General features: G+C 28.2%; 8 protein-coding genes and 1 other RNA gene. 4 read left to right on the top strand and 5 right to left on the bottom strand.

From position 1 onward, the window contains the following. From nusA to aspS, 3 genes are read left to right on the top strand one after another with little or no spacing between them, the layout of a single operon-like run. Positions 1-1,254 carry a transcription termination factor NusA gene (gene nusA / locus H0H68_RS00005; protein WP_194295601.1) on the top strand — a complete coding sequence of 418 codons (1,254 nt, stop codon included), beginning with the start codon at positions 1-3 and terminating at the stop codon, positions 1,252-1,254. Positions 1,255-1,307: 53 nt separating this feature from the next. Next, a complete protein-coding gene (infB, locus tag H0H68_RS00010; protein WP_185853340.1) occupies positions 1,308-3,920 on the top strand; it encodes a translation initiation factor IF-2 in 2,613 nt (870 codons plus the stop codon). Then, on the top strand, positions 3,921-5,615 hold the full coding sequence (gene aspS / locus H0H68_RS00015) for an aspartate--tRNA ligase (RefSeq protein ID WP_185853341.1): 1,695 nt from the start codon (positions 3,921-3,923) through the stop codon (positions 5,613-5,615). Here aspS and H0H68_RS00020 read toward each other — a convergent pair. Next, positions 5,601-6,098, bottom strand: a complete 498-nt coding sequence (locus tag H0H68_RS00020; RefSeq protein WP_185853342.1) for an inorganic diphosphatase — start codon at positions 6,096-6,098, stop codon at positions 5,601-5,603. The genes aspS and H0H68_RS00020 overlap by 15 nt on opposite strands. A 12-nt stretch (positions 6,099-6,110) precedes the next feature. Beyond that, positions 6,111-7,316, bottom strand: coding sequence for a dihydrolipoamide acetyltransferase family protein (locus H0H68_RS00025; protein WP_185853343.1), 1,206 nt, complete (start codon positions 7,314-7,316; stop codon positions 6,111-6,113). A gap of 116 nt (positions 7,317-7,432) precedes the next feature. Here H0H68_RS00025 and H0H68_RS00030 point away from each other — a divergent pair, with 116 nt between their 5' ends. Further along, positions 7,433-8,959: an NAD(P)H-hydrate dehydratase gene (locus H0H68_RS00030; RefSeq protein WP_185853344.1), complete on the top strand. Its 1,527-nt coding sequence runs from the start codon at positions 7,433-7,435 to the stop codon at positions 8,957-8,959. Here H0H68_RS00030 and lnt read toward each other — a convergent pair. The 3 genes from lnt to rodA form a co-directional block, all read right to left on the bottom strand. Continuing rightward, positions 8,949-10,601, bottom strand: a complete 1,653-nt coding sequence (lnt, locus tag H0H68_RS00035) for an apolipoprotein N-acyltransferase (RefSeq protein ID WP_185853345.1) — start codon at positions 10,599-10,601, stop codon at positions 8,949-8,951. The genes H0H68_RS00030 and lnt overlap by 11 nt on opposite strands. 19 nt (positions 10,602-10,620) lie before the next feature. Next, positions 10,621-11,023, bottom strand: a transfer-messenger RNA (tmRNA) gene (gene ssrA / locus H0H68_RS00040). Further along, on the bottom strand, positions 11,024-11,587 hold a 564-nt coding region (rodA, locus tag H0H68_RS03160; protein WP_238783949.1), incomplete at its 5' end, for a rod shape-determining protein RodA. It abuts the tmRNA gene before it with no gap.

An 11,587-nucleotide genomic window follows, 5' to 3' on the forward strand; every position in this document is an offset into this window, starting at 1 on the left:
ATGGATAATGAAGCTTTAATAGATTCTTTTTCAGATTTTAAATATGAAAAAAATATAGATAGAGTAAGTCTTATGGCTATTTTAGAAGAATCTATCCGATGCGTTTTAAGAAAAAAATATGATTCATCTAAAAATTACGATATTATTGTAAATCCAGATCAAGGAGATTTAGAGATATGGAGAAATCGCATCGTAGTGCAAGATGGAGAAGTCAAAGATATAAATAAAGAAATAGAATTATCTATAGCACGTAAAATAGAACCTGATTTTGAAATAGGAGAAGAAGTAACAGAAAAAGTAGAATTACAATCTTTGGGACGAAGAGCTATTTTATCTTTAAGACAAAATTTGCTTTCAAAAGTCAATGAATACGATAATACAAATACTTATAAGAAATTTAAAAACAAAATAGGAGAAATAATTAATGTTGAAGTATATCATATTTTGTCAAAGCAGATTATCATGAGAGATGAAGAACAAAATGAAATGGTTTTACCTAAACAAGAACAAATTCCAAATGATTTTTTTAGAAAAGGAGATCCAGTTAGAGCATTGGTTAAACGAGTCGATTGGAAAGATAACAAGCCTTTCGCTATTCTTACTAGAAGAGATGAAGCTTTTTTGGAAGAACTTTTCAAGTTAGAAATACCAGAAGTGTCTGATGGTTTAATTACAGTAAAAAAAGTAGCACGTCTACCAGGTGAAAAAGCGAAAGTTGCTGTAGAATCTTATGATGATCGGATAGATCCAGTTGGGGCCTGTGTAGGAATGAAAGGATCTAGAATTCACCCTATTGTTAGGGAATTGAAAAATGAAAACATAGATGTTATAAATTATACTTCTAATACACAATTGTATATTACAAGAGCCCTAAGTCCTGCTAAAGTTTCTATGATGGAAGTCAATGAAGAACATAAGTATGTCAACGTATATGTAAAACTTGAAGAAATATCGAAAGCAATTGGTAGAGGAGGGCAAAATATAAGACTAGCTAGTCAATTAACAGGATACAAAATTCATATATTTAGAGATTTTCCTTATGAAGATGATGTCGAACTAACAGAATTTTCTGATGAAATAGAACCAGAAGTATTAGAAAAATTTCATAAAGTAGGCTTAAACACTGCTAAATCTGTTTTAAATTACAGAGAAAATGATCTCAGCAAACGGACCAATCTTGAAGAAAAGATAATAAAAAAAGTGGTGACCATATTGAAAAAAGAATTTGAGGAAGAATTAAATATCAATACATAAGTTTTTTGGACTAAATTTTTATTTTGGCTCTTACACATTTTATATATGTTTATATGACTGATAAAATCAGATTAAAAACAGTATTAACCCAATTCAATATTTCTTTACAAAGAGTAGTTAGTTTTTTACAAAAAAAGGGAATTGAAATAGAACATAATCCTAATGCAAAAATAGAAGAACAAGTCTACAAATTTCTTGTTAGAGAATTTCAAACTTATAAAGAAATACGAGATGAATCTGAGAAAATTTTTTTGCAAAAAAGGATGGAAAAAGAAAAAATCAAAGAAGAATTGTTAAAATCAAAGCATATTACTGCTCCTCAAATTATACGTGCTAAGTCTGAGAATTTAATTGGATTCAAGAAAATAGGAAAAATCAATATTGATACATTAGACAAAAAACATGATACTAAAAATAAGGCTAAAGAAGAAAAAAAAAATAATTTGCATAAAAAAGTAGAAAATAAATTTAAGGAGAATAAACCTGAGCACATCGACACTATCTATCAAAAATTAGATGGGGTTATGTTAACAGGAGATAGAATTGATTTATCTCAATTTGAAAAAAAAAGAACGAAACAAGAAAATCACATTAAAAAAAAACGAAAAAGAATTAAAAAAGAAATTTTTATTGATGAAATGAAAAATATTCCTGTCAGAAAAAAACAGGATAAAGAAAGAAAACCTTCTTTTAAACATTCTTCTGAAAAGAAAATAGATAAGTCTAAGAATAAAAAAAATTACCAAAAATCAGAAATTTCTGATGAACAAATAAAGAAACAAATCAAAGAAACTTTGGAAAAGTTATCATCTAAAGGAATAAAATCAAAGGCTTCAAAAATTAGAAAAGAAAAACGTCAATACAAAAAAGAAAAAAGACTATTGCAAAATGAAATAGAAAATGAAAAAAAAGAAAAAAGACTAAAAGTAGCTGAGTTTACAACAGTTAACGAATTAGCATCCATGATGAAAGTTAATGCAACTGATGTCATTGTATCTTGTATGTCTTTAGGGATAATGGTTACTATGAATCAAAGATTGGATGCAGAAATATTAACTTTAGTAGCAGATGAATTTGGATATAATGTAGAATTTGTTGGATTAGATTTAGAAGAAGCAGTTCAAGATGAGAAAGATTTAGAGGAAAATTTAAAACCAAGACCTCCTATTATTACTGTCATGGGACATGTAGATCATGGGAAAACATCTTTATTAGATTATATTAGAAATACTAACGTTATTGCTGGAGAAGCAGGTGGAATTACTCAACATATAGCTGCTTATAGTGTAGAATGTTTTAATAATCAAAGTATTACTTTTTTAGATACTCCAGGGCATGAAGCGTTTACTGCTATGCGTGCAAGAGGGGCTCAAATAACAGATATTGCGATTATAGTTATAGCAGCAGATGATCAAGTTATGCCACAAACTAAAGAAGCTATCAGTCATGCTCAAGCTGCCAACGTTCCCATTATTTTTGTATTTAATAAAATGGATAAATCTAATGCAAATTCTGATAAAATTAGAGAGCAATTAGCGAATTTAAATTTTTTAGTAGAAGAATGGAGAGGAAAATATCCTTCTCAAGAAATATCAGCAAAATTGGGAACTGGGGTGGACAAATTGTTAGAAAAAGTCCTTTTAGTAGCTGAATTATTAGATTTAAAAGCTAACCCAAATAAACCTGCAATAGGAACAGTAATAGAAGCATCTTTAGATAAAGGAAGAGGATATATTACGACTTTGCTTTTACAAGGAGGAACATTAAAAATTGGTGATTATGTATTAGCCGGAAGTCATCATGGAAAAGTAAAAAATATTTTAGATGAACGAGGAAAATCCATTTTTTCAGCAGGTCCGTCAAAACCCATTACTATATTAGGATTAAATGGAGCTCCTACTGCAGGAGATAAATTTAAAGTTTTTCAAGATGAAAAAGAAGCAAAACAACTTGCTTCTAGAAGAGAGCAATTACAAAGAGAACAGAATATACGAGCTCAAAAACATCTTACATTAGATGAGATAGGAAGACGTATAGCACTAGGAGATTTCAAAGAATTAAAAATAATTCTTAAAGGAGATGTAGATGGTTCAGTCGAAGCTATTGCTGATGCTCTTCAAAAATTATCGACGGATACTATAATGATAAATATTATTTACAAAGGAGTTGGTCAAATAACAGAATCTGATGTCTTATTAGGAAGTGCATCAGACGCAATCATAATAGGATTTAATGTTCGTCCTAATATTGGTGCTAAAAATATAGCAAAAAAAGAAAATATAGAAATACGAACTTACTCAATTATATATGATGTAACTAATGATATTCAAGAAGCTATGGATGGAATGCTTTCTCCTGAAATAAGAGAAAAAATATTAGGAAATGCTGAAATAAGAGAGATTTTTAAAATCCCAAAAACAGGAACTATAGCTGGCTGTATGGTAGTCGAAGGAAAATTATCACGTCAAGCAAAAGTAAGATTGATTCGAGAAGGAATTGTTATACATAATGGTGAGTTTACTTCCTTAAAACGTTTTAAAGAAGACGTTAAAGAAGTTTCTAAGGGATATGAATGTGGTTTGGGAATCAAGAATTATCATAATCTCAGATCTGGAGATCTTGTAGAAGTTTATGAAGAATTGTCTACAGAAAAAAAAGTTAAATAAATGTATAGAACACATAATTGTGGGGAATTGTGCAAAAAAGATATTGGTAAAGAAGTGATCTTATCTGGATGGATTCAAAAAAAAAGGAATTTGGGATCTCTATGTTTTCTAGATATTAGAGATTATTTTGGGATCACACAACTTATTTTTTCTAGAAAATTAATAGAGGGAAACCTCTTTTTGGGAAAAGAATTTTTAATTAAAATTAAAGGAAAAGTAGTTGAAAGATCATCCAAAAATTACAAAATTCCTACAGGGGAAATAGAAATTTTAGTATCTCAGATAGAAATCTTGAATTCTTCTCTTCCTACTCCTTTCACTATTAATGATCAAACAGATGGAAATGAAGAAATTAGAATGATATACAGATATCTTGATGTAAGAAGAAATCCTATCAAAAATAATTTGATTATTCGTCACAATCTTGCTTTAGAAATACGCAATTTTCTTTCTAAAAATGGTTTTTTAGAAATAGAAACTCCTATATTGATCAATTCTACTCCAGAAGGTGCTAGAAGTTTTGTCGTCCCATCTAGAACACATGTTGGAAAATTTTATGCATTAGCTCAATCTCCTCAACTATTTAAACAATTATTAATGATAGGTGGAATAGATAAATATTTTCAAATTGCGAAATGTTTTAGGGATGAAGATGCCCGTTCTGATAGACAAATTGAATTTACACAAATAGATTGTGAAATGTCTTTTGTAGAGGTTAACGACGTATTAACTTTTTTTGAATATTTTATAAAACATTTATTTAAAAAGATAAAAAATATTCAATTAGAACCTTTTCCTTGCATTTCTTATCCTGATGCAATGAAAATGTATGGAACGGATAGTCCTGACATTCGTTTTGGCATGCCATTTATGGAATTGAATAATTTAGTAAAAAATATTTCTTTTTTAAAAGAACAAGAATTAGTTATAGGAATAAAAGTGACAAAATGTCATAATGTTCATGATCAGATTTTTTTAAAAAAAATAGAAAATAAAAATATTTTTTGGATACAATGTTTACCGGATAAAACTTTTCTTTCTTCTAATCAAGATTTGATGAATGAAGAAATTCTAATAATTTTTATCAAGCATTTTCAAGTAACCCCTGGTGATTTCTTATTCATTTCTTACGGAAAAAAAAGGAATGCCAGAGAAGCACTCGGAAAAATTCGTTTAGAAATAGCTCATCATTTTAATTTGAGAAATCCAAAAATTTTTAAACCTTTATGGATTACAGATTTACCTCTTTTTGAATGGAATGAAAAATATAAAAAATATAAATCTGTCCATCATCCATTTACAAGTCCCAAAGAAGAAGATATTCATTTATTGGAAAAACATCCAGAAAGTATTCGTTCTAAATCTTACGATTTGATTATAAACGGAATAGAAATTGGAAGTGGATCTATACGTATTCATAATCAAAACATACAAAATTTGATTTTTAAACATTTAGGACTATCTGCAAAAGAAATAGAATCTAAATTCGGATTTTTTATCAAAGCTTTTGAGTATGGAACTCCTCCTCATGGAGGAATAGCTTTTGGACTAGATAGGTTAATTAATCTTTTAGAAGGAAATGATGACATAAAGAATTTCATTGCTTTTCCAAAAAACAATTATGGAAAAGATATAATGATCAAAACTCCATCTTTTTTGAAAAAGGAAAAATTGAAAGAATTACATTTGCGTTAAATGATTTTTATATCGTAAACAAGATTGTTCATATACAAAAATAGCTTTCTCTTGATTTTTCCAATTTCCTATTTTCACTTTTTTGTTTTCCAGATCTTTATATACTAAAAAAAAATGTTCTATCTCTTTTTTAGTATGTAAAGAAATTTCATCAATGTTATTTATTGTATTATAATTTGGATCATCAATAGGCACACAAATAATTTTTTCATCTTCTCCTTTTTCATCTGTCATAAAAAAAATTCCAATAGGTTTTACTTTTATTAAACAACCCGGAACTGTAGGTTCTGTCAAAAAAACTAATGCATCTAATGGATCTCCATCCATAGAAAGTGTTTTTGGAATAAAGCCATAATCTGTTGGATAACTCATAGGAGAATATAAAACTCGATCCAATCGAATAAGATTATTTTTTTTATCAAATTCATACTTATTTCTACTTCCTTTTGGAATTTCAATAAGTACATCAAAACTGATTTTCATATTTTTAAATTTTTATATTTTCGTATAACAATTAAATTTTTCCAAATATAAAGCGACTTTTTTAGCAAATCCTCCGCCTAAAACTCCATCTATTACACGATGATCATAAGAATGTGACAAATAAATTTTGTGTCTGATTCCTATCAAATCACCTTCTGGTGTTTCTATAATAGATAATTTTTTTTGTATTAAACCTATAGCCATAATAGCAACCTGGGGTTGATGTATAATTGGAGTTCCAAAAAGATTTCCGAAACTACCAATATTGCTAATTGTATAGGTACCACCTTGAGTTTCTTCAGGTTTCAATTGATTAGATTTAGCTCTTTTGATTAAGTCATTAATAATTTTGATTAATCCTCCTAAACTATAAGAATCTGCGTGCTTTATGACAGGAACAATCAAATTTCCATTAGGTAAAGCTGTAGCTAATCCTATATGAATATTTCTTTTTTTTATTATATTCGTTCCATTAACAGAAATATTAATCATAGGAAGATCCTTGATGGCTTTGACTACACATTCCACAAAAACAGACATCAAGGTTAGTCTTTCCCCTGTATTCTTTTGAAAAGCATCTTTCATTTTCTCTCTCCATTTCACAATATTTGTAACATCTGCTTCAACGAAAGAAGTTACGTGTGCAGATATATTTTTACTGTTTATCATATGTTCTGCAGTTATTTTACGCATTCTATCCATTTCTACAACTTCTTCATTCTCTAGCATACTGTTTTTATAACTATTACATGATAAAAATATATCACTGTATTTAGGCGGAATCATTTTATTTTTTTGAACATATTTTAATATGTCTTTTTTAGTGACACGGCCTTTTTCTCCAGTTCCTTCTATTGTTTCTAATTCGTAAAAACTAATCCCTTCTTTATGGGCAATAGCACGCACAAGAGGAGAATAAAAACGTTTTTTATTTTCTTCTATCGTTTCATCTTCTATAGGAAATTTTTTTAATTTTTCTTCCGTTTCTAAAATTGCGATCGGACTTCCTACCTTAGCCACTTCATTAGGAGAAAATAATTTCTTTTTCAATATCCCATTAACTGGAGAAGAAATTTCAGAATCTACTTTATCTGTAGCTATTTCTACCAAAAGGTCTTCTTTTTTTATAGAATCTCCTTCTTCTTTTAACCAACGAATGATAGTAGCCTCAGCTATACTTTCACCCATGGCTGGAAGGGTCAAATTATACTCGGCCATCTAGATTAATCGTTTTATATTTGCAGATACTAATCAGATTTTACAATCTTAATTAATAAAAATAGAAAACTTACAAAATCAAAAATAATAAATTAATAATAAATTCATTTTAAAAAATGAAAATTCTTTCTTTAAATCAAATCAGAAAAGCTGATCAATACTGTATTGATTACGAATCTATTTCTTCTATCGAATTAATGGATAGAGCAGCTAAAAGCTGTTTCAATTGGATTCTAAAAAATAAACGTTTTCAAGTAAAAAGAGTTCCATTTATAGTATTATCAGGAAACGGAAAAAATGGAGGAGACGGACTCTCTTTGGCTAAAATGTTATATTTATACGGAGCTAAAGTTTCCATATACATTATGAATATTTCCAATCACTTTTCGAATGAATTTTTAATCAATAAGGAGAAAGTATTAAGATATGGCATTCCTTTACAAATCCTTTGTGAAGGAGAAAAATTTCCTTTCTTGAATAAAAAAAGTTATTTGATTGATTCTATTTTTGGAATAGGATTTAATCGATTGATCAACCAATATTGGAAGTCTTTTTTTCATTACATCAATGAAAAAAAATTTCAATTCGTTCTATCTATAGACATCCCTTCTGGTCTTTTTATGGAAAAAAATCATGATGATTTTACAGGAATAATTAAAGCTACTGATACTTTAACTTTTCAAGTTCCAAAATTACCTTTTTTTTTGCCAGATTATGCAAATTTTGTTGGAAAGTGGGAGATATTGAACATTGGATGGAAAAGTGATTTCCTTCAAAAAATGCATACAAAGAACTTTTATATAGATGATCAATGCATTTATGCTATAAAAAAAACAAGAAAAAAATTTTCCCATAAAGGAAATTATGGTCATGGAATTATTATAGGTGGAAATTATGGAATGATGGGAGCTGTTATACTTGCAGCAAAAGCTAGTTTAAGAACTGGAATAGGAAAACTAAGTGTATATGTCCCTTCTTGTGGATATGAAATTATACAGAATGCTTTTCCAGAAGTTATTGTAAAAACAGATATGAAAAAACATTGGATAAGTGATATTGTTCTACCCAGTGATATAAATGCAATAGGAATAGGAATAGGGATGGGGAAACATCCTAAAACTGAATATGCTTTTGCATCTTTCCTATTAAAAATAAAACACAAAAAGATATCTATGATAGTTGATGCAGATGCCTTAAATCTATTATCAAATCGATTAGAATTATTAAATATTCTTCCAAAGAATACTATTCTTACTCCACATCCAAAAGAATTTTATAGATTGTTTGGCCCATGGAGAAATGATTATCACAAATTGGATCTTTTAAAGAAAATGTCTATGAAATATAAAATATTTATTATATTAAAAGGAGCTCATTCCATTATTTCTACTCCCTGTGGAAATCTATATTTTAATAGTACTGGAAATCCAGGAATGTCAACAGCTGGAAGTGGAGATGTTCTGACTGGAATGATAATGAGTTTATTATCTCAAGGTTATTCTCCAGAAAAATCATGTATAATGGGAGTTTATTTACATGGATTAGCAGGAGATATTGCTTCAAAAAAATTAAGCGAAGAATCAATCATTTCTAGTGATATTATTAATCACATAGGAGCCGCCTATCAGAAAATTACAATTTGAGCATATATCTATATATAGAAACGCATGCTAAATATAATAAAATTATTATTATTGTTGCTAAACTGATTTCAGAAATAAAATCTCCATATTTTATATAAAACGTTTTTTTATCATTGAGGTATATTCTATCATACAAAACTCCTTCCTTTCCATAAGGAATATGTGATATTATTTCTCCTTTTTCGTTAATAAAGCAAGAAATTCCTGTATTAGCAGATCTAGCTATATATTTTCTATTTTCAATAGCTCTGAGACGTGCGTAATACATATGTTGTTTGTGCCCTTGCGAAGACCCCCACCAACCATCATTAGTAATGATAACCATCAATTCTGCATTTTTTTTAAAAAAATTAGAAACATATTCTCCAAATACAGATTCATAACAAATAATAGGAGCTATTCTTACTCCTAAATGAGGATGCTTAAAAACTGAAGTATGATTTTCTTTTCCAAGTTCCATTACAGTTCCTCCAAAATTAAGTAATATATTTCCCAATATGGGATAGAAAATTTTTTTATAAGGAAAAGTTTCTACTGCTGGGACTAGTTTAGATTTATGATGATATTCTATATTTTCATTAATTCCTATTTGAATAACTGAATTAAAAATATCTAACCATTGTATATTTTTTTTTGAATTTTCTAAATAAATAGGAAAAGAAGTTGGACTTATTTTTTCTTTATATAAAGAAAATAATTCTACTCCTGTTATAAATACTGTGTTTGGAGATTTTTTTTGTAAATAATCTCTAAACACAGAGATAATTTGATTGTTGCTTATCTTTTTTATTGGCATTTTATTTCCAGGAAATGTAGTTTCAGGAGCCAATATAATCATGGATTTTTTAGATATTTTTTGATCCATTAATTTCTTGAATTTTAAAATCAATTTCTTTTTTGAAATATGATATTTTTGATAGTATGGATCAATATTAGGTTGTAAAATTAACGTATCTACAGATTTTCTATATTTTTTATCTTCATATCTTGTATATATGAGATGTGATATAAAAATCATTAAAAAGATTTTTCCTATATTGAAAAAAATTCTTTTATATAAGAAAAGTATATTCTTATTTTTCTCATACTTGAGAATCGATTCTGTCAATCCAATATTGACTGTCCATATCCATACAGATCCTCCTAAAGTTCCAGTATATTCGTACCATTGAATCCAATCTATCTGATTAGAAAAACCATTCCCTAAGTTTAACCATGGCCAAGATATTTCCCATTCTAAATGCATCTTTTCAAATGAAATCCATAAGCAAACTAAAAACACATTTCCTATTTTTTTACTTCCTGCATGTTTTTTGATCCATGAGTAAAAAGTAAAAACAATTGACATAAAAAAAGAATTCAATAATACAGGAATTAAATAAGCTTCTACAGCAAAAGTCCCATTAATTCTTTTTGAATAAGATAACCACCATGTAGAAATAGCATTCCATATTAAGAAAGTAACAAAAGAAAGAAAAAAAATGTAGAAGTTTTTCAAGTGATTTTCTACATATAACAAAGGAATGAAAGCGATGAACAAATACATAGGATTTCCATTAGTAGGCCATCCTAAACTCAATAAAATTCCTGAACAAACACTGTATAAAAAAAATTGAATTTTTCTTAAAATTTCATATCTCATATGAAATTTAATATAAAATAAATGGAGCTGGCGGGATTTGAACCCGCGTCCAAACAAGTAGCATAAAAGTTTTCTACATACTTATCCAAAAAGTATTTTTCCGTCTTTATTCAAGTTTTGGATCCAGAATAAAAACTAAGATTCAAAACTATTTTTCAGAAAACTTAAGAATCATCTGTCTTCCTATCCTTAATATATTTTTGTACCTCTATATCAGAAATTATAAGGAACAATCTCTGAGAGATATTTTGCTTCTGCATTTGTGCAGATGAAGCTATAATGAATTTACATTAAGCAGCAAAAGCGTATTGTTTTTCGCCGTTTATTGTTATTTGTAACGCTTGATTTACGTGTAAGACCTTACGTAACACGATATGCTTTCTTTTATCACTAATCTTGCTGTCAAATCCAAAATCAGCCCCCTATATAAAGCTAGTCTGATCTGATGCATCTATCCTTACAAATATAAATAATAAAATAGTAAATGACCAAAGAGATGATCCTCCATAACTGAAAAAAGGCAAAACGATTCCTATTGTAGGAAAAAGACCCATCACCATCCCTAAATTAATGACAAAATGGGTCAAAATAATATTTCCAACTGAATATCCAAAAATTCTTCCAAAAACATCTTTTTGTCTTTCAGATAAGAAATAAATACGACAAATAAAGAGTAAATAAAATATAATTAAAATGACACTCCCTATGAACCCCCATTCTTCTCCTACAGTACAAAAAATATAATCAGTATGTTGTTCAGGCACAAATTTTCCTTTTGTAACAGTCCCTTTTTGATATCCTTTTCCAAAAAATTTTCCAGAACCAATAGCTGTTTTTGAATATAATAAATTATATCCTACATTATCTCTGTATTTTCTATCAAATTCATTTTGAAATAGAATATTAATTCTATCTCTATGATGTTGTTTCAAAAATTTTTGAGAAAAAAATGGAGAAAAAATGGAAACAGAAGAAAAGCTTACAAA

The sequence above is a fragment of the Blattabacterium cuenoti genome (assembly GCF_014251555.1).
Lineage (GTDB): Bacteria > Bacteroidota > Bacteroidia > Flavobacteriales > Blattabacteriaceae > Blattabacterium > Blattabacterium cuenoti_P.